At 61.4% G+C, this 24,419-nt stretch carries 21 protein-coding genes; 9 read left to right on the plus strand and 12 right to left on the minus strand.

Features of this window, described 5'->3' with window-relative positions; genetic code table 11:
• Position 1: 1 nt before the first annotated feature.
• The 5 genes from sstT to ABLX76_RS17875 all read right to left on the minus strand — a co-directional run bounded on the left by sstT (position 2) and on the right by ABLX76_RS17875 (position 4,946).
• Entirely contained in the window at positions 2 to 1,249 is a 1,248-nt protein-coding gene (gene sstT, locus ABLX76_RS17855; RefSeq protein WP_023291085.1) for a serine/threonine transporter SstT, read from the minus strand.
• Positions 1,250 to 1,516: 267 nt separating this feature from the next.
• Complete coding sequence (locus ABLX76_RS17860; RefSeq protein WP_004188496.1) at positions 1,517 to 2,488, minus strand: TerC family protein; 972 nt, start codon at positions 2,486 to 2,488, stop codon at positions 1,517 to 1,519.
• A 272-nt stretch (positions 2,489 to 2,760) separates the two neighbouring features.
• Entirely contained in the window at positions 2,761 to 3,750 is a 990-nt protein-coding gene (locus ABLX76_RS17865) for a Gfo/Idh/MocA family oxidoreductase (protein ID WP_348874995.1), read from the minus strand.
• Between the two features lie 73 nt (positions 3,751 to 3,823).
• Positions 3,824 to 4,324, minus strand: coding sequence for a M48 family metallopeptidase (locus ABLX76_RS17870; protein ID WP_032454156.1), 501 nt, complete (start codon positions 4,322 to 4,324; stop codon positions 3,824 to 3,826).
• Between the two features lie 19 nt (positions 4,325 to 4,343).
• Positions 4,344 to 4,946: an XRE family transcriptional regulator gene (locus ABLX76_RS17875; RefSeq protein ID WP_043520967.1), complete on the minus strand. Its 603-nt coding sequence runs from the start codon at positions 4,944 to 4,946 to the stop codon at positions 4,344 to 4,346.
• A gap of 43 nt (positions 4,947 to 4,989) precedes the next feature.
• Between ABLX76_RS17875 and ABLX76_RS17880 the strand changes: the two genes are divergently transcribed.
• The gene (locus ABLX76_RS17880; RefSeq protein ID WP_072420637.1) at positions 4,990 to 5,697 is read left to right on the plus strand and encodes a B3/4 domain-containing protein; all 708 of its coding nucleotides are present in this window, start codon (positions 4,990 to 4,992) and stop codon (positions 5,695 to 5,697) included.
• Between the two features lie 85 nt (positions 5,698 to 5,782).
• Positions 5,783 to 6,913: a 23S rRNA (guanine(1835)-N(2))-methyltransferase RlmG gene (gene rlmG / locus ABLX76_RS17885; RefSeq protein WP_261902006.1), complete on the plus strand. Its 1,131-nt coding sequence runs from the start codon at positions 5,783 to 5,785 to the stop codon at positions 6,911 to 6,913.
• A 131-nt stretch (positions 6,914 to 7,044) separates the two neighbouring features.
• Here rlmG and ABLX76_RS17890 read toward each other — a convergent pair whose 3' ends face one another.
• The 3 genes from ABLX76_RS17890 to lsrR all read right to left on the minus strand — a co-directional run bounded on the left by ABLX76_RS17890 (position 7,045) and on the right by lsrR (position 11,893).
• Positions 7,045 to 9,066 carry an NADPH-dependent 2,4-dienoyl-CoA reductase gene (locus tag ABLX76_RS17890; protein ID WP_087848563.1) on the minus strand — a complete coding sequence of 674 codons (2,022 nt, stop codon included), beginning with the start codon at positions 9,064 to 9,066 and terminating at the stop codon, positions 7,045 to 7,047.
• A gap of 219 nt (positions 9,067 to 9,285) precedes the next feature.
• Positions 9,286 to 10,884: an autoinducer-2 kinase gene (lsrK, locus tag ABLX76_RS17895; protein ID WP_023291078.1), complete on the minus strand. Its 1,599-nt coding sequence runs from the start codon at positions 10,882 to 10,884 to the stop codon at positions 9,286 to 9,288.
• A gap of 37 nt (positions 10,885 to 10,921) precedes the next feature.
• A complete protein-coding gene (gene lsrR / locus ABLX76_RS17900; RefSeq protein ID WP_004206105.1) occupies positions 10,922 to 11,893 on the minus strand; it encodes a transcriptional regulator LsrR in 972 nt (323 codons plus the stop codon).
• Positions 11,894 to 12,111: 218 nt separating this feature from the next.
• On the opposite strand from lsrR, the gene lsrA reads away from it, so the two are divergent.
• From lsrA to lsrG, 6 genes are read left to right on the plus strand one after another with little or no spacing between them, the layout of a single operon-like run.
• Positions 12,112 to 13,599 (plus strand): autoinducer 2 ABC transporter ATP-binding protein LsrA, encoded by a 1,488-nt coding sequence (lsrA, locus tag ABLX76_RS17905; protein ID WP_087777164.1) that lies wholly within the window; start codon positions 12,112 to 12,114, stop codon positions 13,597 to 13,599.
• Positions 13,596 to 14,630 carry an autoinducer 2 ABC transporter permease LsrC gene (lsrC, locus tag ABLX76_RS17910; protein ID WP_023291075.1) on the plus strand — a complete coding sequence of 345 codons (1,035 nt, stop codon included), beginning with the start codon at positions 13,596 to 13,598 and terminating at the stop codon, positions 14,628 to 14,630. Before lsrA ends, lsrC begins: the two co-directional genes overlap by 4 nt.
• Complete coding sequence (gene lsrD / locus ABLX76_RS17915; RefSeq protein ID WP_087848566.1) at positions 14,631 to 15,629, plus strand: autoinducer 2 ABC transporter permease LsrD; 999 nt, start codon at positions 14,631 to 14,633, stop codon at positions 15,627 to 15,629.
• A 7-nt stretch (positions 15,630 to 15,636) separates the two neighbouring features.
• A complete protein-coding gene (lsrB, locus tag ABLX76_RS17920) occupies positions 15,637 to 16,650 on the plus strand; it encodes an autoinducer 2 ABC transporter substrate-binding protein LsrB (protein WP_064155346.1) in 1,014 nt (337 codons plus the stop codon).
• Between the two features lie 11 nt (positions 16,651 to 16,661).
• Positions 16,662 to 17,549, plus strand: coding sequence for a 3-hydroxy-5-phosphonooxypentane-2,4-dione thiolase (lsrF, locus tag ABLX76_RS17925; RefSeq protein ID WP_023291072.1), 888 nt, complete (start codon positions 16,662 to 16,664; stop codon positions 17,547 to 17,549).
• Entirely contained in the window at positions 17,546 to 17,842 is a 297-nt protein-coding gene (lsrG, locus tag ABLX76_RS17930; protein ID WP_004181386.1) for a (4S)-4-hydroxy-5-phosphonooxypentane-2,3-dione isomerase, read from the plus strand. The genes lsrF and lsrG overlap by 4 nt, the downstream gene beginning before the upstream one ends.
• A 70-nt stretch (positions 17,843 to 17,912) precedes the next feature.
• On the opposite strand, the gene ygjG is transcribed toward lsrG, so the two are convergent.
• A complete protein-coding gene (ygjG, locus tag ABLX76_RS17935) occupies positions 17,913 to 19,292 on the minus strand; it encodes a putrescine aminotransferase (protein WP_023291071.1) in 1,380 nt (459 codons plus the stop codon).
• 257 nt (positions 19,293 to 19,549) lie between these two features.
• Positions 19,550 to 20,104 carry a PadR family transcriptional regulator gene (locus ABLX76_RS17940; protein ID WP_348874999.1) on the minus strand — a complete coding sequence of 185 codons (555 nt, stop codon included), beginning with the start codon at positions 20,102 to 20,104 and terminating at the stop codon, positions 19,550 to 19,552.
• Positions 20,105 to 20,342: 238 nt separating this feature from the next.
• Here ABLX76_RS17940 and ABLX76_RS17945 point away from each other — a divergent pair, with 238 nt between their 5' ends.
• Complete coding sequence (locus ABLX76_RS17945; protein WP_023291069.1) at positions 20,343 to 21,119, plus strand: siderophore-interacting protein; 777 nt, start codon at positions 20,343 to 20,345, stop codon at positions 21,117 to 21,119.
• 154 nt (positions 21,120 to 21,273) lie between these two features.
• Here ABLX76_RS17945 and ABLX76_RS17950 read toward each other — a convergent pair whose 3' ends face one another.
• Positions 21,274 to 22,923, minus strand: coding sequence for a glycerone kinase (locus ABLX76_RS17950; RefSeq protein WP_348875001.1), 1,650 nt, complete (start codon positions 22,921 to 22,923; stop codon positions 21,274 to 21,276).
• A 74-nt stretch (positions 22,924 to 22,997) separates the two neighbouring features.
• Positions 22,998 to 24,419, minus strand: a complete 1,422-nt coding sequence (gene dhaM, locus ABLX76_RS17955) for a dihydroxyacetone kinase phosphoryl donor subunit DhaM (protein ID WP_048335369.1) — start codon at positions 24,417 to 24,419, stop codon at positions 22,998 to 23,000.

A 24,419-nucleotide genomic window follows, 5' to 3' on the forward strand; every position in this document is an offset into this window, starting at 1 on the left:
ATTAGCTACGCAGGGCGTTTTTCGCCAGCTGGTCGTCTTCCGCCATGCAGGCGGCGGCGGTAAACAGGGCGTCGGTGGAGGAGTTCAGCGCGGTTTCGCAAGAATCCTGCAGCACCCCGATAATAAAGCCGACGGCAACCACCTGCATCGCCACATCGTTCGGAATACCAAACATATTACAGGCCAGCGGGATCAGCAGCAGCGAACCGCCCGCCACGCCGGAGGCGCCGCAGGCGCACAGCGAAGCGACCACGCTCAGCAACAGCGCCGTAGGCAGATCCACCGGAATATTCAGCGTATGGACCGCCGCCAGCGTCAGCACGGTGATCGTGATTGCCGCGCCCGCCATATTGATGGTTGCCCCCAGCGGAATGGAGACCGAATAGGTATCGCGATCCAGGTTCAGTTTCTCACACAGCGCCATATTCACCGGAATATTAGCGGCGGAGCTGCGGGTGAAAAACGCGTAGACGCCGCTTTCGCGCAGGCAGGTCAGCACCAGCGGATAGGGGTTGCGGCGGAGCTTCCAGAACACCAGCAGCGGATTAATCACCAGCGCCACCAGCAGCATACAGCCCACCAGCACCAGCAGCAGCTGGGCGTAACCCCACAGGGTTTCAAAACCGGTGGTTGCCAGGGTGGAAGAGACCAGACCGAAGATCCCCAGCGGCGCAAAGCGGATCACCACTTTAACGATAAAGGTCACCGCGTGGGAGACATCGTTGATCAGGTTTTTAGTGGTGTCGTTACCGTGACGCAGGGCGAAGCCAAGGCCCACCGCCCACACCAGAATACCGATATAGTTGGCGTTCAGCAGGGCGTCGATCGGGTTGGACACCATGCTCATTAGCAGGCCGCGCAGCACCTCAACAATCCCCGACGGCGGCGTGATGCTGTCGGCGGCGGTGGTTAAGTGCAGGGTCGAGGGAAAGACAAAACTGAACAACACCGCGGTCAGCGCCGCGCTGAAGGTGCCCAGCAGATAGAGAAACAGAATGGGGCGGATACTGGTTTTTTGTCCGTGCTGATGGTTGGCGATCGAGGCCATGACGAGCATCAATACCAGCACCGGCGCTACCGCCTTCAACGCGCCGACGAACAGGGTCCCCAGCAGGCCGACGGCGATGGCCGCAGGCTTAGAGACCAGCGCCAGCAGCACGCCAAGTACCAGGCCGACTAAAATTTGTTTCACCAGGCTGCCTTGTGCCAGGCGGGAAAGCCACCCTGATGAGGGAGTGCGTGTGGTCATAATTCATTCCTTCCAGTGATGTAGCAAGCCATCCCAGCTACGTATTATTTGTTACGTTTATGTCAGGATGTAAGTATATGTTTGCATAGTCGAGTATACGGAAAGAATGACGGGCGGGAAGCGCAAAATACTGTGATTTTAATCTGGATCTTATTTTTTAACTATGTAGCAACATAATTGTGACATGAGCAGGCATTATCGTTACGAGAAGGTTTGCTATAGCCGATTACCGCGCCGCCAGCGGGGGCCGACGGCGCGCCAGGCAGGTTACTCAGGCAGTTTGCGCTGCTTGTCGTGCTGCTTGTTGACCCAGGCGTTAATCAACAGCGTGACGGTCAGGATACCACCCACGACCCCCAGCGAGATGGCGACCGGGATATGGTAGAAATCGACGATCAGCATCTTCACGCCAATAAACACCAGGATCACCGACAGGCCATATTTGAGCATCGAGAAGCGCTCAGCGACCCCCGCCAGCAGGAAGTACATGGCGCGCAGGCCGAGAATGGCAAACAGGTTCGAGGTCAGCACGATAAACGGGTCGGTGGTGACCGCAAAGATCGCCGGGATACTGTCGACGGCGAATATCACATCGCTCAGCTCGACCAGAATCAACACCAGCAGCAGCGGCGTGGCGAACAGCACCCCGTTTTTACGGGTGAAGAAGCGCTCGCTCTCGATTTTATCGGTCATTCGCAGATGGCTGCGGATCCAGCGCACCAGCGGTTTGTCGCCGATGCCGGAATCGTCCTCTTTCGCCAGCGCCATCTTCACGCCGGTAAACAGCAGGAAGGCGCCGAAGACGTACAGCAGCCAGTCGAACTGGGAGATAAGCCAGCTGCCGGCGAAGATCATAATGGTGCGCAGAACAATCGCCCCGAGGACGCCATACACCAGCACCCGGCGCTGCAGAGCAGGCGGCACGGCGAAGTAGCTGAACAGCATCAGCCAGACGAAGACGTTATCGACCGCCAGCGCTTTTTCAATCAGATAGCCGGTGAGGAAGGCCAGGGCCTGCGGATCGGCGACGGCGCGGCCCTGGGTTTGCACCAGATACCACCAGAACGCGGCGTTAAACAACAGAGAAAGTGTGACCCAGAGGATAGACCAGCCAGCGGCCTGCTTCATGGTCATGCTATGCGAACCGCGTCGTCCCTGAAGCAGCAGGTCGATCGCCAACATGATCGCGACGACGACAGCGAATCCACCCCATAGCAACGGCGTGCCGACAGTATTCATTTGATATTCCTTACATAAAAACAAAAACGGCTGACGTCGGAAGACGGCAGCCGCTGCGCTTTTATGCATAGACCTCGCCTTCCGGCAAGGTCTCACTTACAACAACCAAAGTTCATCGCGATGGGCTTTGGTAATTGCCCGGCGACCGGATGCGGTGTTACACGCATCGTAATGACGATCGACCGGCAAGGAAGTTACTCCCCTTTGCTCGTAACAAAATATGTCACGAGGCGGTTTTCGTCAATGGCGGCCAGACGGGCCTTTACACTCTTTTACGCCAGCGGCTGCGTATCGGCCGGGAAGATCACCCCAGTCTGGCGACGAATTTCGCTCGACAGTTTCGCCGTGATACGGCTCACTGCCAGGCCCGGATGGTCGACATCCTCTGTTTCCACCAGCCGCGCGAAGGTCTCCGCCTCATACAGCATAGTATTGATATGCTGCGGCTGCGTCAGGTCCTGGGCTTTGCCGCCGCGCGGCACAAACGCCAGCTTCTGGCACTCGGAGATTTTTTCGATCACTAATACGCCGTCTTCGCCCTGAATTTCACTGGGGATCGCCGAGTCGCTCACCTTGGAATGATGCAGCGTCACGTCGAAGTCGCCGTAGCTCAGCACCACGGTGCCCTGGGCGTCCACGCCGCTGTCCAGCAGGCTGGCGGTGGCATGAACGGCCCGCGGTTCGCCCCACAGCGCCACAGCGGACGCCAGGCAATAGAAGCCGATATCCATAATCGAACCGTTGGAGAACGCCGGATTAAAGGTGTTGGGGTTTTCGCCGTCGAGATAGCGCTGGTAGCGCGAAGAGTACTGGCAGTAGTTAATGAAGGCTTTACGCAGTTTACCCACTTTGCCGAGGGTTTCCTTCAGCAGCAGAAAGTTGGGCAGGCTGGCGGTTTTGAAGGCTTCAAACAGCACCACGTTGTTGGCTTTCGCCACCGCGATGGCCGCCTCGACCTCCTGCAGATTCGACGCCAGCGGTTTTTCGCAAATGACGTGCTTTTTGTGGCTCAGGAACAGCCGCGTCTGCGGGAAGTGCAGGGAGTTCGGGCTGGCGATATATACCGCGTCAATGGCGTCGCTTTGCGCCAGCGACTCCAGCGAGGTAAACAGATGCTCGACCAGATAGTCATTGGCGAAGGCTTGTGCCTGTTCGAGGCTGCGGGAGTAGATGGCGGTAAGTTTATATTTGCCGGTTTCATGGGCGGCATCGACAAACTGCTTAGTGATCCAGTTTGTGCCAACAACTGCGAAACGTATCATAAACGGTGACGAACTCCATTAAAGGGAACCTGTCGTCACTCTATCATGCCCCCATGACAAAACCAGTGCGTGACTACGCAGAACGATTTAACGAAAGGTGCGTCAGCCACAGGCGGGTGTCGAACTCCAGCTGATGGTACTGCGGCTCCATATGGCAGCACAGCTGGTAGAAGGCTTTGTTGTGCTCCTTCTCTTTCAGATGCGCCAGTTCATGGACCACGATCATCCGCAAAAAGTCCTCCGGCGCGTCGCGAAATACCGTCGCCACGCGGATCTCCGCTTTGGCTTTCAGCTTGCCGCCCTGAACGCGGGAAATGGCGGTATGCAGGCCGAGCGCATTGTTCAGCACGTGGATCTTACTGTCATACATCACTTTGTTGATCGGCGCCGCGCCGCGCAGAAAGCGGTTTTTCAAATCCTGGGTGTACTGATATAGCGCTTTATCGCTGTTAACGTCGTGCCCATGCGGATAGCGCTTTTGCAGCACCTCTCCAAGGCGGTTTTGCTCGATTAACGTGGTCACCTGCGCCAGCAGCGATTCAGGATAGCCCTGTAAATAAATGAGTTTTGTCATCGTCTTATCATTATGTCTGTCAGGAGGGCAGTTCAGCCACGGTCATGGTAAAGACCAGCGGCGCGGGTCCCGCATTCCGGTACCCATGCTCTGTTTCGGTACGGGCCACCGCGGATTCCCCGGCCGCCACCGTGCGGCAGGTCTCGCCAAGCGTCAGCGTCAGCGCGCCGGCTTCCACGTGCAGCAGCTCGAAGGTCGTCGCCGGATGGCCGGGCGAGGTAAAGGCTTCGCCGGGCTGCATCTCCCAGCGCCACAGCTCTATCATATTCGGCCCGGCGGTGCCGGCGAGGAGCCTGGCGCTGCCCCCCAGCGGCCCTTGCCAGAGGGTGGGGATCTGCTCGGCGGGAATAATATGCAACGCGGGTTCGCTAGCCACATTGACAATATCCGCCACCGAGACGCCCAGCGCGGCGGCGAGTTTGCAGAGGATCGCAATGCTGGGGTTGGCGGCCTCTTTTTCCATCTCGACCAGCATGCCTTTGCTGATGCTGGCCCGGCGCGACAGCTCGTCCAGCGACATTTTTTTCGCTTTACGGTAGGCCTTCAGCCGCGTGGCGACGGCGCGACTTACCTGGTCGACATCAGATCCTGAATCGGTCGTTATATTGACTTTTACGTTCATTGGTCACTATGATGAAACAAATTGGTCATTACAGGATTATCGAATGCGTAGCGTAACGCCGTCAATCGAATCTGCGGTCAGCCGCCTGGCGCCGGGCTTTCGGGCATTAAGTATTGTGGTGGAGAGCGCGCCGGTGGCCAATCCCGCCGTCGCGGAACAGGCGCTGGCCGAGGCCTGCCTGGCGGTGCAGCAGGATGATGTGCCCTGGGCGCAAGCGCACCTGGCGGCATGGGATGAAGCGTTCAGCGCCTTCGGCGCGAAGGCGAAACGTACCCCCTGTTCGGCGCAGGCGCTGCGCAAGCGGGTGCTGAAAGAGGGGAGCCTGCCGGCCATCGATCCGGTGGTGGATATCTACAACGCGATCAGCATTCGCTATGCCATCCCGGTCGGTGGGGAAAATCTGGCCGCCTACCGTGGCGAACCGCGGCTGGCCATTGCCCGCGGCGATGAGCCATTCGATACGCTGAAATCGGCAGAGCCGGTGGTGGAATATCCGGAGCCGGGCGAAGTCATCTGGCGGGATGATATAGGCGTAACCTGCCGACGCTGGAACTGGCGGCAGGGCGTACGTACCCGGCTGGACAGCGGCGCGCAGACGATGTGGTTTATTCTCGAAAGCCTGCCGGCGATGCCGTTGTCGGCCCTGCATGAGGCGGGAGAGCGGCTGGTAGGCTATCTGCAGCAGCTGATGCCCGGCGCCCGCGCCTCGATAACGCTGCTGCGAGCCGATGACGAGAGCGATCTACGCTGAGCGGCGATGATCAGCGATCTCTCTTCAACTGGACAGGATTTGCGTATAAACTCGCGGGTTTTACTATTCCGGAGGCGGAGAGGCGATGAGCCAGGCAGAGTTAAACGGTGAGTTATTCACATTAGAGCGGTTCCCACCTAACGCTGAAGAAGAAGCGCTTCAGGCGTGGGAAGCGGCGGATGAATATCTGCTGCAACAGGTGAATGACGTCGACGGCCTGACGCTCATCTTCAACGACGGCTTCGGCGCGCTCGCCTGCGCGCTGGCGGAACGCAACCCGGTGAGCATCAACGACTCCTTTATCTCCGAGCTGGCGACCCGCCACAACCTGCGGATGAACGGCATTGATGAAGAGAGTGTGCGTTTTCAGGATAGCCTGAGCCCGCTGCCGGCCGCGCCGGCGCTGGTGCTGATTAAGGTGCCAAAGCAGCTGGCGCTGCTGGAACAGCAGCTGCGCGCCCTGCGCGCAGTGGTGACGCCGGAAACCCGCATTATCGCCGCGGCGAAAGCGCGCGATGTGCATAACTCGACGCTGGCGCTGTTTGAAAAGATCCTCGGCACCACCACCACCTCGCTGGCGTGGAAAAAAGCGCGTCTGATCCACTGCGTTTTCACCGCCCCTGAGCTTGCCGATGCGCCGCAAACCTACAGCTGGAAGCTGGACGGCACGCCGTGGACCATCCACAACCATGCCAACGTCTTTGCCCGCAGCGGTCTGGATATCGGCGCGCGCTTCTTCCTGCAGCATTTACCGTCTGATTTAGAAGGCGAGATCGCCGATCTCGGCTGCGGCAACGGGGTGATAGGCCTGCAGGCGCTGGCGCAGAACCCCAATGCCCGCGTGATGTTCACCGATGAGTCGCACATGGCGGTGGCTTCCAGCCGGTTGAACGTTGAGCACAACCTGCCGGACGATATTGACCGTTGTGAATTTATGGTCAACAACTCGCTCTCCGGCATTGAGCCGGACCGCTTTACGGCGATCCTGTGCAATCCGCCGTTCCACCAGCAGCACGCCATTACCGACCATATCGCATGGCAGATGTTTAACGACGCCCGCCGCAGCCTGAAATACGGCGGCGAGCTGTACGTTGTCGGCAACCGTCATCTCGACTACTTCCGTAAGCTGAAGCGCGCTTTTGGTAACTGCACGACGATTGCGACGAACAATAAGTTTGTCATTTTGAAAGCAACGAAGGTGCGTAAACAGCGCTGATCCGTGTGGCTATTTCCCCGGCTTGCGGCTGTCGCCTTAGCCGGGCTACCGACTGTCGCTTTAGCCGGGCTACCGTTCGGGATTATCGTGGTAGCCCGGGGAAGGCGCATCGCGCCGCCCCCGGGACACGGCTAAATCGCCAGGGCCAGCTTCGTGCCCTGGGCAATCGCCCGGCGCGCATCCAGCTCCGCCGCCACGTCGCAGCCGCCGATCAAATGCACCGTTTTTCCCGCCGCGCGCAGCGGATCCGCCAGTTCACGGCGCGGCTCCTGACCGGCGCAGATCACGACATGATCCACCGCCAGCAGCTGGCGCTCGCCGCCGATCGTCACGTGTAATCCCTCATTATCGATCTTCTCATAGCTGACCGCCGGGATCATTTTCACGCCGCGCGCCAGCAGCGTGGCGCGGTGGATCCAGCCGGTGGTTTTGCCGAGCCCGTCGCCCGGTTTGCTCGCCTTGCGCTGCAGCATCACAATCTGTCGCGGGCTTTGACTCAGCTGCGGGCCTTCAGGACGCAGCCCGCCCGCCGTCCGCAGGCTGGTATCGATACCCCATTCGCGACAGAACTCGCCGATATCCTGGCTGGTGGCCACCCCCGACTGGCTTAAATACATCGCGGTGTCGAAGCCGATGCCGCCGCAGCCGATAATCGCCACCTTCGCGCCAACCGACGCTTTATCGCGTAAGACATCCAGGTAGCTGAGCACCTTGGGATGATCGATCCCTATGATCGCCGGCAGACGCGGGGCGATGCCGGTGGCGAGGATCGTCTCATCGAACGCCAGCAGATCGTCTGCCGTGACGCGGGTGTTCAGACGTAGATCGACGCCGTTAAGATCGAGCATTCTACGGTAGTAGCGCAGGGTTTCATGAAACTCCTCTTTGCCGGGGATCTGTTTGGCGATATTAAACTGGCCGCCGATCTCCGGGAGGGCATCGAACAACGTGACGTGATGACCGCGGGCGGCGGCGTTAACCGCGAAGGCCAGACCGGCAGGCCCGGCGCCGACCACCGCCAGCCGCTTAGGGGCGTTGGCAGGCAGGACCGGCATCAGGGTTTCATGGCAGGCGCGCGGGTTGACCAGACAGGAGGTGACTTTGCCGACGAAGATCCGATCGAGACACGCCTGGTTGCAGCCGATGCAGGTGTTGATCTCATCGGCGCGATCGCTCTGCGCTTTCGACATAAATTCGGCATCGGCAAGGAACGGGCGGGCCATTGAGACCATGTCGGCATCGCCGCGGGCGAGGATCGCCTCCGCGACCTGCGGATCGTTGATGCGGTTGGTGGTGATCAGCGGGATCGACACCGCGCCCTTCAGTTTGCGGGTGACCCAGCTAAAGGCGCCGCGCGGTACCGGAGTGGCGATGGTCGGAATGCGCGCTTCGTGCCAGCCGATGCCGGTGTTGATGATCGTCGCCCCCGCCGCCTCGATGGCTTTGGCCAGCGCGGTGACTTCCGCCAGCGTGCTGCCGTCGTTAACCAGATCGAGCATCGACAGACGGTAGATGATAATGAAATCGTGACCGGCGCGCTGGCGCACGGCCTTGACTACTTCAACGGCGAAACGCATCCGGCGCGCGTAATCGCCGCCCCATTGATCGTTGCGTTGGTTAGTGCGCGCGGCGAGGAATTCGTTAATCAGATAGCCCTCAGAGCCCATCACCTCCACGCCGTCATAGCCTGCTTCCCGCGCCAGCTGGGCGCAGTGGGCAAAATCATCGATCAGCGTGAGGATCTCGTCGTGGCTCAGCTCATGAGGGGTGAACCGGTTAATCGGCGCCTGCAGAGGAGAGGGGGCGACCAGCGCGGGCTGGTAGCTGTAGCGCCCGGTGTGCAGGATCTGCAGGGCGATTTTACCGCCTTCCTGATGTACCGCATCGGTGATCTGGCGATGATGCGCCAGATGGCTGACATCGTTGAGTACCGCGCCGCCGGCCATGGTCACCCCGGACGGGGCGGGCGCGATGCCGCCGGTGACGATCAGCGCCACGCCGTGCCGCGCGCGCTCGGCGTAAAAGGCCGCTAACCGTTGCGCGCCGTCGGGCAGTTCTTCCAGACCGGTATGCATGGAGCCCATCAACACGCGGTTTTTGAGGGTGGTGAAGCCCAGCTCAAGCGGGGCGAAAAGCGACGGATAGCGGCTCATAATGGCTTCCAATGTAAAATTATTGTTATGTGGTCGGATGAGTTACTAATTTAGCCGTCGTGGAGAAAAAGGGAAAAGGGGAGTGCGGTGATTGTGATGGGATTCAAAGAACGGCGAAGCGTTGCCCCTCACCCCGGTCCTCTCCCAAAGGGAGAGGGGCGAGCGGGCACTGAAAATCAGGCTTCGCGCCGAACGGTTCCCTCTCCCGCCGGGAGAGGATTAGGGTGAGGGGGAAGACACAGCGCGCTGGCGGCGTTCGAGGCCCGGCGCCTGCCACATCGACGTTGTCAGCCCGCTATCGACAAGACCAAGCTGATCGGCATATACCGACTGCCATTTACTCATCATCTCCTGATACAGCTCGCGATGCTGCGGATTAGGGGTGAACTCGCGGTGCCAGCTCACTAACTTTTCTCCGGCGCTGGCCATGTCGCCGTACAGCCCGGCGCCAGCGCCGGCGGCGATGGCGCAGCCGAGGGCGGTGGCTTCGCGGACCACCGGCACCCGCACCGGCAGGCCGGTGACGTCGCTGAGGATCTGGCTCCACAGCGCTCCCTTCGAGCCGCCGCCGGCAAACACCAGGCTATCGAAAGTCACCCCGGAAAACTGCGATATCTGCGCCAGGTTGCAGGCGGAGACAATCGCCGCGTTCTCCTCCAGGGCGCGGAACAGAGTGGCTTTATTGCACTTCTCCGGATCGATGGAGAGGTTAATAAACGACGGCGCGGCGTGGTACCACTGCTTAAAGTGCATGGCGTCGGAAAAAATAGGCATCACGCCGTGGGAACCGGCGGGTACGCGGCTGGCCATCTCCTCCAGCAGCGAATAGGCATCGACGCCGAGGCGCTCGGCAATCAGCTTTTCTTCAGCGCAGAAGGCGTCGCGGAACCAGCGCATGGTCAGGCCGGTAAAAAAGCTGATGGACTCCGCCTGCGCCATGCCGGGAATGACGTGAGGGTTAACGCGAATATTCATCTGCGGGTCGGTGCGCACCTGCGGTAGATTCACCACCTGCTGCCAGAAGGTGCCGCCGAGCACTGCGCTTTGTCCGGCGCGCACCACCCCGAGCCCCAGGCAGCCGAGCTGCACGTCGCCGCCGCCCATCACCACCGGCGTCCCGGCGCGCAGGCCGCTCTGCTGGGCCGCCGCTTCGGTGACGGCGCCCAGCAGCGTGCCGGTCTCTTTCACCGGCGACAGCATATCGGCGCGCAGCCCGGCCATATCCAGCAGCGCCGGACGCCAGTCGCGGCTGAACAGATCGAGCATGCCGGTGGTGCCCGCGTTTGACGGGTCGACCGCCAGCTCGCCGGAAAGCTTCGCCGCCAGCCAGTCGCTGATCATGGTGATGGTCGCCGCCTTGCGGTAGATATCGGGCCGATGGTGCGCCAGCCACAGCAGGCGCGGCATCGCGCTGAGCGCCAGCGTTTGCCCGGAGACCTCGTACACCTCGGATTCAAAACGATAGTCGTGGATCTCTTTAAGCTCCGCGACTTCGCGGCTGGCGCGGGCATCAACGTTGGCGCAGGCCCAGATGGCCTCGCCGTTGCGGTCATAGAGGACGATCCCTTCGCGCATCGAACAGCAGGCGACGGACTGAATATCGGCGGGAGAGAGCCGGGCGGCGTCGAGCGCCTGGCGAATGCACTGGCAGGCCAGCTGCCAGTTGGTGGTAAGGTCGAACTCCATCGAGCCGGGGACGTTATCGACGCTCAGGTGTTTCCATTCGGCCTGGCCCACCGCCAGCTGGCGGCCATTGAGATCGAAAATGACCGCCCGAATGCTGCCGGTCCCGGCATCTAACGCTAACAGGTAACTCATGACATGCGCCTCGCTGTTGTCGCGCGGCGCCGGGCCTTCAGGAGGCCAGCGCGAGCACCGCGCGTGCTGTTGTCTCTTCCGTTACCAGGCCATTAATCCGCTTGCCAATCAGAGCGGCATGAATCGCCTGCGCTTTTTGTTCTCCCCCGGCGACGCCGACGATGGTCGGCAGCTGCGCCAGCTCATCCAGGGTCACGCCGAGCAGTTCCCGATGGATCTCCAGCCCCTCTACCGGCCGGCCGTCGGCCTGCAGGAAATAACCTAAAATGTCGCCGACCGCCCCTTTGCGGGCGTACATCAGCTGTTCGCCCTCGCTGATATAGCCGGAGCGCAGAATGGTCGCGTCGCGCCGCTGATCGATAGCGCCAATGCCAACCACCGCCGCGTCCGCCGCCGTCGCCGCCAGCATCACATCGCGTACGCTGGATTCGCGGCGCAGGATTTCGGCGACCTCCGCCGACGAGACCCGCAGCGGCGCCGGAATAATGCTCACGCTGCAGGCGGCATCCAGCTGACCGATGCCGGTCATATAGGGGCCGACGCCGCCGGAGAGGGTCACCAGCCGCACCTGCTGCGAGCCGATAAAGCCGCTGAGATGCTGCAGGCAGCTCATGGTGGCTTCGCCGAAGCCGACCGCCAGCAGCTGTCCCGGTTGCAGAATCCCCATCAGCGACTGCGCCGCGCCTATCCCCAGCCGGGTATTCATCGGCGGGGTGTTGAGCGCCGGCAGCACGCGAGCAATCTTGAGGCCAAAGCGCTGCTGGAGTTCGCTTTCCAGCGCCAGACAGCCTTCATAGCGCGAGTTGATCTGCACGCGGATCACCCCGGACTGGCGACCCTTCTCCAGCAGGCGGGAAATCTTCAGCCGCGGCAGCCCCAAACGCTCGCCGATGTCGTTTTGCGTCAGGCCGTCGTGGTAGTAACACCACGCCACCCGCGCCACCAGCTCTTCCTCGGCTAACGCCAGCCCGGCGTAGCGATGGTCTTCCGTAATGCGTTTTTCGCTCATAAATTGAACTCTTATAAAAATTTAGATCATATGTTCGCTATTGCGCGGCCAGAAAGTGTGAGCCGACTGGCAAAACGGATCTTTCCTCTCTGGCCCCTTTTTTCCTGACGATCTAAAGCGCCAAACTGTGATCTTCGCACGGTTGTAAATATAGTTCACCGTCTACGCTTTTGAACATTATTAAATTTAAAAATCATTTGTTCAAACGAGGCGCGACGATGAAGCCACTGCTTGAAGCTCGCCAGATCCGCAAACAATTCTCCGGCGTTGCCGTGCTGAAGGGCATCGACTTTACGCTATGCGCGGGCCAGGTGCATGCGCTGATGGGGGGCAACGGCGCGGGTAAATCGACGCTGATGAAGATCATCGCCGGCGTCGAAACCCCGGATAGCGGTGAACTGACGATCGGCGAACGCGCGTTTGCGCGCCTTAACCCGGCGCTGGCCCACCAGCTGGGCATCTATCTGGTGCCGCAGGAGCCGATGCTGTTTCCCAACCTCAGCGTGCGCGAGAACATTCTCTTTCGTCTGCCGAAGCGGGCGGATACCGCCGCGCGGCTGCAGGAAAAACTGCAGCAGCTGAACTGCCAGATCAACCTGGACGCCAGCGCCAGCACGCTTGAGGTAGCCGATCAACAGATGGTCGAGATCCTGCGCGGCCTGATGCGCGAGGCGCGGATCCTGATCCTTGATGAACCCACCGCCTCTTTAACGCCGGGCGAAACGGAAAGGCTGTTTCAGCAGATCCGGGCATTGCAGGGGCTCGGCGTGGGGATCGTCTTTATCTCGCACAAACTGCCGGAAATCCGCCAGCTTGCCAGCCATGTGTCGGTGATGCGCGATGGGGCGGTAGTGCTCAGCGGCGAAACGGCGGGCTACGGCGACCAGCAGCTTATCAGCGCCATGACGCCGGCCAGCCGCGACCATGCGCTGAGCGACACGCAAAAGCTGTGGCTGGCGCTGCCGGGCAACCGCCGCACCCAGGCGCAGGATTTTCCCGTTCTGCGGGTGGAGGATCTCACTGGCGAAGGTTTTATCGATCTCAGTCTGGAGATCCGCGCCGGGGAGATCGTCGGCCTCGCCGGGCTGGTGGGATCCGGGCGCACCGAATTTGCCGAAACCTTATACGGCCTGCGTCCGCCGCGCGCCGGGCGGATCTGGCTGGAGAACCGCGAGATTAGTCAGGAGAGCACCCGCGCCAGGCTGGGCAGCGGGCTGGTCTATCTGCCCGAAGACCGCCAGGTCTCCGGGCTGTTTCTCGATGCGCCGGTGCGCTGGAACACGGTAATGTTCAATCAGCCGTCGTGGTGGCAGCAGGGGAAACGGGAGGCGGCGGTGGTCGAACGCTATCACCGGGCGCTGGGGATCAAGCTGGCCGATGGCGATCAGCCGGTGCGTACCCTCTCCGGCGGCAACCAGCAGAAGGTGCTGCTGGCGCGCTGTCTGGAGGCTAACCCGCTGCTGTTGATTGTCGATGAACCGACGCGCGGCGTGGATGTCTCCGCCCGCGCCGATATCTATCAGTTGCTGAAAAGCGTTGCCGCGCAAAATGTGGCGGTGCTGATGATCTCCAGCGATCTGGATGAGTTCGTTGGCCTGGCCGACCGGGTGTTGGTGATGCATCAGGGCCGCTACAGCGGCGAGCTGACGCGGCAGGCGGTGACCGTCGATCGCATGATGACCCTGGCCTTTGGAGGGCAGGCATGAAAACGTTACTCAAGAATCGCGAACTGAGCGCCTTCTTCGCCATCGTGGCGCTGTTTGCCGTGCTGGTGGCGCTCAATCCGGCCTATTTCAGCCTGCAGACGCTGGCGATGATTTTCGCCAGCTCGCAAATCCTGTGCCTGCTGGCGCTGGGGGCAACGCTGGTGATGCTGACCCGCAATATCGACGTGTCGGTGGGCTCCACCGTTGGCCTGAGCGCCATCGCCGTTGGGGTGGCGCTGAACAACGGCTACGGGCTGGCGACGGCGATCGCCTTCGCGCTGGCGATTGGCGCGCTGGCCGGGGCTTTTAACGGCCTGCTGGTGGTGGGGCTGCGCATTCCGGCGATCGTCGCCACCCTCGGCACGCTGGGGTTGTATCGCGGGGTGATGTTGCTGTGGACCGGCGGGAAATGGATCGAAGGCTTGCCCGATAGCCTGAAATCGCTCTCGGAGCCGCTGTTTATCGGCGTCTCGCCGCTGGGCTGGCTGGTGCTGGCGCTGCTGCTGGCGGGCGCATGGCTGCTGTCGCGCACCGCCTCCGGGCGTGATTTCTATGCCGTTGGCGATAACCTCGCCGCTGCCCGCCAGCTGGGCGTGGCGGTCAACCGCACGCGGATGCTGGCCTTTACCCTCAACGGTATGCTGGCGGCCTGCGCCGGGATCGTCTTCGCCGCGCAGATTGGCTTTGTGCCCAATCAGACCGGCAGCGGCCTGGAGATGAAAGCCATCGCCGCCTGCGTGCTGGGCGGGATTTCGCTGCTCGGCGGCACCGGCACCCTGCTCGGCGCGTTTCTCGGCGCCTTCTTCCTCACCCAAATCGACACCGTGCTGGTGCTGTTCCGCCTTCCCGCCTGGTGGAATGACTTTATCGCCGGCCTGGTCCTGCTCGGGGTGCTGGTCCTTGATGGCCGCCTGCGCCAGGCGCTGACCCGCCATCAGCGGGCGCTGAAGTACAGCCGTTTCCAGCCCGGCAACAAAGGGGGCAAACAGGTAGCCCGCTTTCCCGAACGCAAAAGCAAAGAGGTGGCGTAAATGAAGCTGAAGCTTAACTGGGAAAGCGCGCTGCTGGCGTTGTTAGTCGTGGAAATCCTGCTGTTCGGCGCGCTGAATCCGCGCATGCTGGATCTCAATATGCTGCTCTTTAGCACCAGCGACTTTATCTGCATCGGCATCGTCGCGCTGCCGCTGACGCTGGTGATCATCAGCGGCGGGATCGATATTTCGCTGGGCTCGACCATCGGCCTGTGCGCCATCGCCCTCGGGGTGATGACCCAGGCGGGCTGGCCGCTGTGGCTGGCGGTGTCGCTGACGTTGCTGCTGGGGCTGCTGTGCGGGTTAATCAACGCCACGCTGATCCACTACACCGGCATCAGCCCGCTGGTGATCACCCTCGGGACGCTGTATCTGTACGGCGGCGGCGCGCTGCTGCTTTCCGGCATGGCCGGCGCCACCGGCTATGAAGGGATCGGCGGCTTTCCCGACAGCTTCACCGCCTTCGCCAATTTAACCCTGGGCGGGCTGCCGCTGCCGCTGGTGCTGTTCGCGGTTATCACCTTTCTCTTCTGGCTGCTGGCCCATCGCGGGCGCTTTGGCCGCCATCTTTTTTTACTCGGGCAAAACCCGCGCGCCGCCCGCTATGCCGCGCTGTCGGTCAACGGCATCCCGTATGTGCTGTATGGCCTGGTGGGCGTGGCGTCGGCAGTGGCGGCGCTGGTGATGGTCTCCTATTTTGGCTCGGCGCGTTCGGATTTAGGCCGTGACCTGCTGATGCCGGCGCTGACCGCGGCGGTGCTCGGCGGGGCCAATATTTACGGCGGCTCGGGATCGATACTGGGTACCGCGCTGGCGGCATTGCTGGTGGGGTATCTGCAACAGGGTTTACAGATGGTCGGCATCCCCAACCAGGTGTCGAGCGCGCTGTCAGGGGCGCTGTTGGTTGTGGTGGTGATGGGGCGTTCGCTGAGCCTGCACCGTGAATGGGTGCGCGCGACCTGGCGGCGTCTTTTCTCGCGTAAAACAATCGGAGCATAAACATACGATGAAAACCAAACGAATCCTCCAGACGAGCGTCCTGGCGCTGGCGTTAAGCGTGGCAACCGCCCAGGCGGCGGACCGCATCGCCTTTATACCTAAGCTGGTCGGCGTGGGCTTCTTTACCAGCGGCGGCAACGGCGCGAAAGAGGCGGGGAAAGCGCTGGGCGTGGATGTCACCTATGACGGCCCCACCGAGCCCAGCGTTTCCGGCCAGGTGCAGCTGATCAACAACTTCGTCAACCAGGGCTACAACGCGATTATCGTCTCCGCCGTCTCGCCGGACGGCCTGTGTCCGGCGCTGAAGCGGGCGATGCAGCGCGGGGTGAAGGTCCTGACCTGGGATTCCGATACCAAACCGGAGTGCCGCAGCATCTATATCAATCAGGGCACGCCGCAGCAGCTCGGCGGCCTGCTGGTGGAGATGGCGGAAAAGCAGGTGACCAGGCCCGCTGCCAAAGTGGCGTTTTTCTACTCCAGCCCGACGGTGACCGACCAGAACCAGTGGGTGAAGGAAGCCAAAGCCAAAATCGAAAAAGAACATCCGCAGTGGCAAATCGTCACCACCCAGTTCGGCTATAACGATGCCACCAAATCGCTGCAAACCGCCGAGGGGATCTTAAAAGCGTATCCCGATCTTGACGCCATTATCGCGCCGGATGCCAATGCCCTGCCGGCGGCGGCGCAGGCGGCGGAAAACCTCAAGCGCCAGGGCGTGGCGATCGTCGGCTTTAGTACCCCCAACGTGATGCGCCCGTACGTGGAGCGCGGCACGGTGAAAGCCTTTGGCCTGTGGGATGTGGTTCAGCAGGGCAAAATTGCGGTTAACGTCGCCGATCGTCTGCTGAAAAAGGGCGATCTTAACGTCGGCGACAGCGTTGAGGTGAAAGATATCGGCTCGCTGAAGGTCGAACCGAACAGCGTGCAGGGCTACCAGTATGAGGCGAAGGGCAACGGTATCGTGCTGCTGCCGGAGCGCGTGGTGTTCAGCAAAGAGAACATCAATAACTACGACTTCTGACGGAGGATGAGATGGCTGATTTAGACGATATCAAAGAGGGCAAGGACTTCGGCCTCGACCGCCCGCAGCAGAACACGCTGTATACCCTGAAAGGCTGCGGCTCGCTGGACTGGGGCATGCAGTCGCGGCTGGCGCGCATTTTTAATCCGCACAGCAACCGCACGGTCATGCTGGCCTTCGATCACGGTTACTTCCAGGGACCCACCACCGGGCTGGAGCGCATCGATCTGTCGATTGCGCCGCTGTTCGAGGAAACCGACGTGCTGATGTGCACCCGCGGCGTACTGCGCAGTCAGGTGCCGGCCGCGACCAACAAACCGGTGGTGCTGCGCGCCTCCGGCGGCAACTCGATCCTCAGCGAACTTTCCAACGAGTGCGTGGCGGTGGCGATGGAAGATGCGCTGCGCCTGAACGTCTGCGCAGTGGCGGCGCAGGTCTATATCGGCAGCCAATACGAACATCAGTCGATCAACAACATCATCAAACTGGTGGACGCCGGCAACCGCTACGGTATGCCGGTACTGGCGGTGACCGGCGTCGGCAAAGAGATGACCCGCGATGCGCGCTACTTCTCGCTGGCCAGCCGGATTGCCGCCGAAATGGGGGCGCAGTTTGTGAAGACCTATTTCGTTGAGGAAGGCTTTGAAAAAGTGACCGCCAGCTGCCCGGTGCCGATCGTCATCGCCGGGGGGAAAAAGCTGCCGGAGCATGAGGCGCTGGAGATGTGCTGGCGGGCGATCGACCAGGGGGCGTCCGGGGTGGATATGGGGCGCAATATCTTCCAGTCCAGCGCCCCGCGCGCAATGCTGAAGGCGGTGAAAAAGGTGGTACATGAGAATCTGAACGCGCGTGAAGCGTACCAGTTCTGGCAGGAAGAGAAACAGGGAGAGCGGAAATGAATGTGACGCTGGTGGAGATCAATATCAAACCCGAGCGGGTGGATGAGTTTCTCGAGGTGTTCCGCGCCAACCACGAAGGGGCGCTGCGGGAGCCGGGCAACCTGCGCTTTGATGTTCTGCAGGATCCGGAGGTGAAGACCCGCTTTTTTATCTACGAAGCCTATAAAGACGATGAAGCGGTGCTGGCGCACAAGAAGACCCCGCACTATTTAGCCTGCGTCGAAAAGCTGGAAGAGATGATGTCGCAGCCGCGGCAGAAGCGCAGCTTTATCGGCCTGCTACCGCAGGTGTGAGGGAAATCCAGAGCAGAAGATAACCCCGGTCCTCTTCCATTGGGAGAGGACCGGGGGGAGGGGCAGTTTATTACGCCTCTTCAACCGAGACGCGCAGGGCCGCCAGCGCCTTACGCGCCGCCTTCAGCACCTGCTCGCACTGCTCAAGGGTGAGCGTCAGCGGCGGTTCAACGCGGATCGTCTTGGCGTTATTTAACGTCCCGGCGACCAGCACCCGCTGTCTGAACATCTCGCTGGCAAAGTCGTAGCCAATCTCGTTATCGACAAACTCGATGGCCATCAGCATGCCTTTCCCGCGCACTTCATTCACCAGGTCCGGATACTCCTGCGCCAGCAGGCGGAAACCGTCCAGCAGCATATCGCCTTTCTGCGCCGCCTGCGCCGGCAGGTTTTGCGTCAACAGCACGTTGATGGTCGCCAGCGCCGCCGCACAGGCCAGCGGGTTGCCGCCGAAGGTCGTGGTGTGCAGGAACGGGTTGTCGAACAGCACCGAGAAGACCTCTTCCGTCGCCACCGTCGCGCCGATCGGCATCACGCCGCCGCCGAGCGCTTTCGCCAGACACAGAATGTCGGGCTGAACGTTCTCATGCTCGCAGGCGAACATCTTGCCAGTGCGGCCCATGCCGGTCTGCACTTCATCGAGGATCAGCAGGGCGCCAAACTCGTCGCACAGCTTACGCACCGCCGGCAAATACCCCGTCGGCGGCAGGATCACGCCCCCTTCGCCCTGAATCGGCTCAAGGATCACCGCCGCGACGTCGTCGCCGGTTTTCTTGCACTCGCTCAGCATGGTGCGCATGGCGTTGATATCGCCGAACGGCACATGGCGGAAGCCCGGCAGCAGCGGCATAAACGGTTTGCGGAAAGTCGACTTGGCGGTGGCCGACAGCGCGCCCAGCGATTTGCCGTGGAAGGCGCCGCTGGTGGCGATGAAGGTGAATTTACCGCGCGGCGACTGATAGGCTTTCGCCAGCTTGATGGCCGCCTCTACCGATTCGGTACCGCTGTTGCAGAAGAAGCTGTACTTCAGTTTGCCGGGCGTTAAGGCCGCCAGGGTTTTCGCCAGCATCGCGCGTAGCGGATCCAGCAGTTCCTGACTGTGAAGCGGTTGTTTCGCGAGTTGATTCTCGACGGCGGATACCACAACTGGATTACGGTGCCCTACATTGAAGATGCCAAACCCGCCAAGGCAGTCGATAAACTCCTGTCCCTGGGTGTCGACAAGCGTATTTAACCCTCCCGCTTGCCACTCTACGGCTCCGTAATCCCCGCCGGCTGTGACCGATTTTCGATACTCTAAAAACCCCGGATTCACATGCTCTTTAAAGTATTCTCTGACCTCCTGGTTAAGTGCTTTCATTTCCTCATGGTCAAGCGTGCGCTTTTCAATGAGATTCAGTGCGTGTGCGCTGCAGGCCAGAGCCGATGCGCTGGAAGGTAACCTGTTCAAAATGTGCTCCTGGGGCGGACGTATCACACGATACTGGATTAAGTATTGCAGGGATTACGCCAGTTCGGCAGAAGCGGTGAAAATCGGGATAAATGCAAAGTAAAAGACGAAATGTGTAAAATTTAATCTCATGGCGCCATTATTGGCACGTTTTATTCCTGAGCTGACGAGATTTTCTGCCTTGCGGCGTTGAGCGGCACGATCCGTCGTGGTGCGGGCTGCCCCAGCGCGGGGCAGCTGATGGTGAGAAAGGAGGCTTAGTCGAGCTGGGAGATCTCCATCGCCGCCCGGTCGATAATGCCGATGATCTGCTTGAGCTGGGCGGCGCTGCTGGCCTGCTGGTTCACTTTCAGGTCGAGGACCGCTTTGAAATTCTCCAGCGCGCGCTTCATCTGCGGATCGCGGCGCAGCTCGCAGCCGACCATCCGCGCCTGCAGACGCTCCTGGATATGGGACAGATGCTCCTGGTTCTCCGCGTGCAGCTGTTTCCCCTCTTCGCTGATGACGATTTTTTTGCGTCCGTTGTCGTCTTCCACGCTGATGAGACGCTGGTCCTGGAGCAGATCCAGCGTCGGGTAGATCACCCCCGGGCTGGGACTGTAGTTCCCCTGGGTGAGGGTTTCGATCTCTTTGATCAGCTCATAGCCGTGGCTGGCGCTGCGGCTGAGGATGTCCAGAATAATCAGCCGCAGTTCGCCGTGGCCAAAGAAACGCTGGCGACGTCCGCCGCCGCGACGGCCATGGTCGCCGTGTTCGCTGGGGTCACCGTGGCGCCCGCGCGGCCCACGCCCGTCTTCATGATGATGTCGCATGGTTACCTCCTGCTATGTTTTGATATATCTAATTTATATCTAAAAAATGAATTCTCGCAATGCTGGTTGTGATTTATTTTTTAATTTGTTGATATTTATCTGTTTATTTTTGATTCTGGAATTTTAATGCGGTTTGTTTTGACTATATCAAAAAAAGACTTGCATTCTTTTTAGATGGCAATCATTATCATTTGCATCGAGTTTAGATATATCTATTTACTGTTCACGAAGGCGATCGATGATGACAAAAACCAAAGCAGACAAGTACCCGCAGCGTGTCCGCAATGAGCTGCGTTTCCGTGAGCTGACGGTGCTGCGCGTGGAGCGCGCAGGCGCGGCCTTCCAGCGCATCGTGCTGGGAGGCGAGGCGCTGGAAGGTTTCGTTTCCCGCGGCTTTGACGACCACACCAAGCTTTTCTTCCCGGAGCCGGGCGCGGCGTTTGCCCCGCCGCAGGTGACCGAGGAGGGGATTGACTGGGGCGAGGGCGTGCGGCCTGCTACCCGCGACTATACGCCGCTGTACGATGCCGAACGCCATGAGCTGGCGTACGACTTCTTTATCCACGACGGCGGAATCGCCAGCCGCTGGGCGCTGGAGGCAAAAGCGGGCGATAAGCTGGTGATCGGCGGTCCGCGCGGCTCGCTGGTGGTGCCGGAGGATTACGCCTGGCAACTGTATGTCTGCGATGAGTCTGGTATGCCGGCGCTGCGTCGTCGTCTGCTGGGTTTGCGTCAGCTGGCGGTGACGCCGCAGGTGACCGCCATCGTCACTATCGCCGATGCGTCATATAAAGATTATCTGGCGGATCTCGACGGCTTTAACATCGAGTGGGTGGTGGGCCACCATCCGGCGTTCGTCGCCGAGCGTCTGGCGCAGGTGAAGGTGCCGGCGGAGGATTATTTCATCTGGCTGACCGGCGAAGGCGCGGTGGTGAAATCGCTGCTGGCGCGCTTTGAGGATGAGAGCATCGATCAGCAGCTGGTGCGCTCGCAGGCGTACTGGCACAGCAAGTAAAAAGCCATCGTGGTCAAACCCGGATAGCGGCGCATAGCGTCTTATCCGGGCTATCCGCGGTGCCGTTTTTGTCGGGTGGCGGCTAACGCCTTACCCGACCTGCCTTTTGGCGGTGGGACGTTGCCCCGGTAAGCGCTGCGCCACCGGGGAAAGTTTATCGTTCCGCCAGCGCTTTAAACACCATCGCCACCGCGTGGGCGCCAGGGTCCATGTTGCCGAGCAGGCTGTCGCTGTTGAGATAGGACGCTCGTCCGGCGCCGGCTTTGCCCGACTGGCAAGTGCGATCCGCGCCGGCCTGCGCCGCGGCAAAAGCGGCCTGCAGGTTCTCGGGTTCGTCGAGCAGCGCCGCCAGCGCTGGCTGCAGCGCGTCGATCATTGTCCGGTCGCCTTCCTCGGCGCCGCCGTAAAATTTCATCTGCTCCAGACCGGCGCTCAGCGCCTCGGCCACGCTGGCGCCTTGCCCCAGCTTCTGCCCGGCAGCGGTGAAGAAGATCGACATCAATACCCCGCTGGAGCCGCCCATCACCACCGTCAGGCGTTCGCCCGTGAGCGCGAACAGCGTGGGCAGATCGTTCAGCGGCAGCTGCTGGCGCTGCAGCAGGTCGGCAATCTCACGCGCCCCGGCGGCGAAGGTGGAGCCGGTATCGCCATCGCCCACTTTGGCATCCAGCGCGTTGAGATGGTCTTCAAGCCCGACGAGGGTGCCGGTCACCTGGGCCACGTAATCACCTACCTGCGGGTTGGCCGAAGGCGTAAAGTCGACGCGCGGGCTGGCGAGAGTGGACGGCATGATGTTAACCGTCCGCGGCTGCACCGGCCGCGGCCAGCCGGCGGTTTCCACATCCGCCAGCAGCGCTTTCTCAATACTCTCTTCCAACACGATGGCGCTCAGCGAGAAACCCTTCATATCCAGGGCCGTCACCAGCGAGGCCGGGCCAATCAACCAGTCAACGCGCGCCTGCAGCGGCGTGTTGGCCAGTTCGCGGGTCAGGATCGCCATTTCGGCCACCGACACGCCGCCGAGATTATTGAGCATCACCGCCAGACGGCCGGTTTCCGGCAAGGCGGCGGTCAGTTTTTCCACCATCAGGTTGACAATGTCCGCACTGTTTTGCGTGGCGATGGTGGAGGCGCCAGGTTCGCCGTGGATGCCCATTCCCAGCTCGGCATGGCCGGCCTGATGGCGCGGCACGCTGTCCGCCTCCTGCGGCAGATGGCAGCTGGCCAGCGCCACCCCGATGCTGGCGGTGTGGTTGGCGGCGTACTGCGCTTCGCGCAGAACGGTGGCGAGATTGCAGCCGCGCTCGGCAAAATAGCCCGCCACCTTATGGACGAACAGCGTACCGGCGATGCCGCGCGGCTGTTTGTTTTCCGGCAGCGAAATGTCGTCGCCGACGATCAGCATTTCCACGTTGTAGCCGAGACGGCGCGCTTTCTCCGCCGCGAGGCCGAAGTTCAGCCGGTCGCCGGTATAGTTTTTTACGATCAGCAGGCAGCCCGCCTCGCCGGTCACCGCCTGAATGGCGGTAAGCACCGCGTCGACGCTCGGCGAGGCGAACAGATCGCCACAAACCGCGGCGGTCAGCATGCCTTTACCAATAAAGCCGACGTGCGCCGGTTCGTGGCCGGCGCCGCCGCCGGCGATCACCGCCACGTTGTTTTTATTCAGGTCGCGACGGACCACCACCCGGATCGCCGGGTCGCTCTCCAGCCGGGCGAGGTTGTTCCACGGACTGGCGATGATGGTTCCCTCAATCACATCGTTGACGAGGCTGGCGCGCTGGTTAAAAAAGAATTGAGACATAGTGGTTCCTGAAGAGTAAGCGAAAACTCACCCTCCGGAGGCAGGCCTCCGGAGCGGTAACGGACAAAGTGGATTTAGTAACGGATAAGGCGCTGGCGGCGCATATCGAGCGCGATGGGCTCGCCGGGCTGCACGCTGTTCAGCGCCTCGCCCTGCTGACATAGCCAGGCGATCCCCGCCGCGCGGGCGATAATCGCGCCGTGGGCCTGTTCGCTGCCGTCGCGCAGGCACAGGCCTTTCACGCGGCTGGCATCCAGTTGCAGGACGGCCGATGGGAACATGTTGTCAGCGATAATAATGGTCGGCTCGCCGGGCGTCGGCAGCGTTTCCTGCACGTCCTGCAGATGGCGCAGGGTGCGCTGCAGAATATCTTCGATATCGATATAGCGCGCCTGGAGATAGGGGTCATCCAGCTGGCGATACTGCTGGCTGAGCTCCATCAGCACCTGATGCCACGCCCATTCCGCCGAGCACGGCTCGGTGAGCAGACGATCGTTGGCGGCATCAAACAGATCCTCATCGTCGAGCAGGGTGTGGTGCCCGGCGAAAATCGCCGCGATATCGGCGTTAAATTTATTCTCCGCCAGCTCAGTCAGGGCAGTGAGATCCGCCAGCGTCTGGTCGATAGCCCGGCGCAGCCGCTGCTGCTCGCGGGCGACATCGGCGGCGGCCGGGCGGACCGGCTGGATCAGGGCCAGCGGATAGCGCAGCGCGATGCCTTCGACGCGCTCGGGGGCGGCCGGGGCCGCTGCCGGTTGCGCCGCAGGCGATTCGCCGAAGTTATCGGCGGCCAGCGCCTGAAACGCCGCCAGCGCCGCATCGGCCTCTGGCCCGCGGGCCAGCAGGCGCAGCTTATCGTTGCGCCGCACCTGCAGCAGTGCGATTTGGTTGAGGCTGTCCGGTTTGACGCACTTCCCGTTTTTCTCCAGCAGCAGATCGGCGTTAAAGCCCGCCAGCGCGGCGACCAGCTTCGACGCCGGACGCACGTGCAGGCCGTTGTGGTTCTGTATGACGACCGCAACGGACTTGCTGTCGCCATCGTCGGCAAGCGTCGGCGCCGGGGCGGCGTCAGGGGTTGGCGAAGGTAAACCCAGCTGGATCCGTTTGGCCTCCAGGGCGTTCATGGCGTCGGCGATCACTTTGTCGATCCCGGCGCCGGAGGCGGCGCTGACGGTGGCCGCCAGCGTCCCCTCCACCAGCGGCGCGGCGCACAGCCGCACCTTCGCGGCAATCGCCGGATCGAGCAGGTCGAGGGCGGTCTCGGCGCTGAGCAACGCGCTGCCGATATCCATCATCACCAGCACGTGGTCGGTATCGGCGACGGATTCGATCGCTTCCATGACCTTGATCGGATCGGTGCCGATCGGGCTGTCGGGATCGTCGATCCCGGCGGCGATCGCCAGCTTGCAGCCGTCGTTGATTAACATCTGCCGGGCCAGTTCTCCGACACCTTCGCCCAGCCGGGCGCTATGAGAAACAATAACCAGGTTTACCAT

This window comes from Klebsiella sp. JB_Kp004, assembly GCF_040065795.1.
GTDB classification, from domain to species: Bacteria; Pseudomonadota; Gammaproteobacteria; order Enterobacterales; family Enterobacteriaceae; genus Klebsiella; species Klebsiella quasipneumoniae.

Coding starts and splice junctions, on each gene's coding strand:
- sstT (WP_023291085.1), bottom strand. CDS start 1,249: ATGACCACACGCACTCCCTCATCAGGGTGGCTTTCCCGCCTGGCACAA.
- ABLX76_RS17860 (WP_004188496.1), bottom strand. CDS start 2,488: ATGAATACTGTCGGCACGCCGTTGCTATGGGGTGGATTCGCTGTCGTC.
- ABLX76_RS17865 (WP_348874995.1), bottom strand. CDS start 3,750: ATGATACGTTTCGCAGTTGTTGGCACAAACTGGATCACTAAGCAGTTT.
- ABLX76_RS17870 (WP_032454156.1), bottom strand. CDS start 4,324: ATGACAAAACTCATTTATTTACAGGGCTATCCTGAATCGCTGCTGGCG.
- ABLX76_RS17875 (WP_043520967.1), bottom strand. CDS start 4,946: ATGAACGTAAAAGTCAATATAACGACCGATTCAGGATCTGATGTCGAC.
- ABLX76_RS17880 (WP_072420637.1), top strand. CDS start 4,990: ATGCGTAGCGTAACGCCGTCAATCGAATCTGCGGTCAGCCGCCTGGCG.
- rlmG (WP_261902006.1), top strand. CDS start 5,783: ATGAGCCAGGCAGAGTTAAACGGTGAGTTATTCACATTAGAGCGGTTC.
- ABLX76_RS17890 (WP_087848563.1), bottom strand. CDS start 9,066: ATGAGCCGCTATCCGTCGCTTTTCGCCCCGCTTGAGCTGGGCTTCACC.
- lsrK (WP_023291078.1), bottom strand. CDS start 10,884: ATGAGTTACCTGTTAGCGTTAGATGCCGGGACCGGCAGCATTCGGGCG.
- lsrR (WP_004206105.1), bottom strand. CDS start 11,893: ATGAGCGAAAAACGCATTACGGAAGACCATCGCTACGCCGGGCTGGCG.
- lsrA (WP_087777164.1), top strand. CDS start 12,112: ATGAAGCCACTGCTTGAAGCTCGCCAGATCCGCAAACAATTCTCCGGC.
- lsrC (WP_023291075.1), top strand. CDS start 13,596: ATGAAAACGTTACTCAAGAATCGCGAACTGAGCGCCTTCTTCGCCATC.
- lsrD (WP_087848566.1), top strand. CDS start 14,631: ATGAAGCTGAAGCTTAACTGGGAAAGCGCGCTGCTGGCGTTGTTAGTC.
- lsrB (WP_064155346.1), top strand. CDS start 15,637: ATGAAAACCAAACGAATCCTCCAGACGAGCGTCCTGGCGCTGGCGTTA.
- lsrF (WP_023291072.1), top strand. CDS start 16,662: ATGGCTGATTTAGACGATATCAAAGAGGGCAAGGACTTCGGCCTCGAC.
- lsrG (WP_004181386.1), top strand. CDS start 17,546: ATGAATGTGACGCTGGTGGAGATCAATATCAAACCCGAGCGGGTGGAT.
- ABLX76_RS17940 (WP_348874999.1), bottom strand. CDS start 20,104: ATGCGACATCATCATGAAGACGGGCGTGGGCCGCGCGGGCGCCACGGT.
- ABLX76_RS17945 (WP_023291069.1), top strand. CDS start 20,343: ATGATGACAAAAACCAAAGCAGACAAGTACCCGCAGCGTGTCCGCAAT.
- ABLX76_RS17950 (WP_348875001.1), bottom strand. CDS start 22,923: ATGTCTCAATTCTTTTTTAACCAGCGCGCCAGCCTCGTCAACGATGTG.
- dhaM (WP_048335369.1), bottom strand. CDS start 24,419: ATGGTAAACCTGGTTATTGTTTCTCATAGCGCCCGGCTGGGCGAAGGT.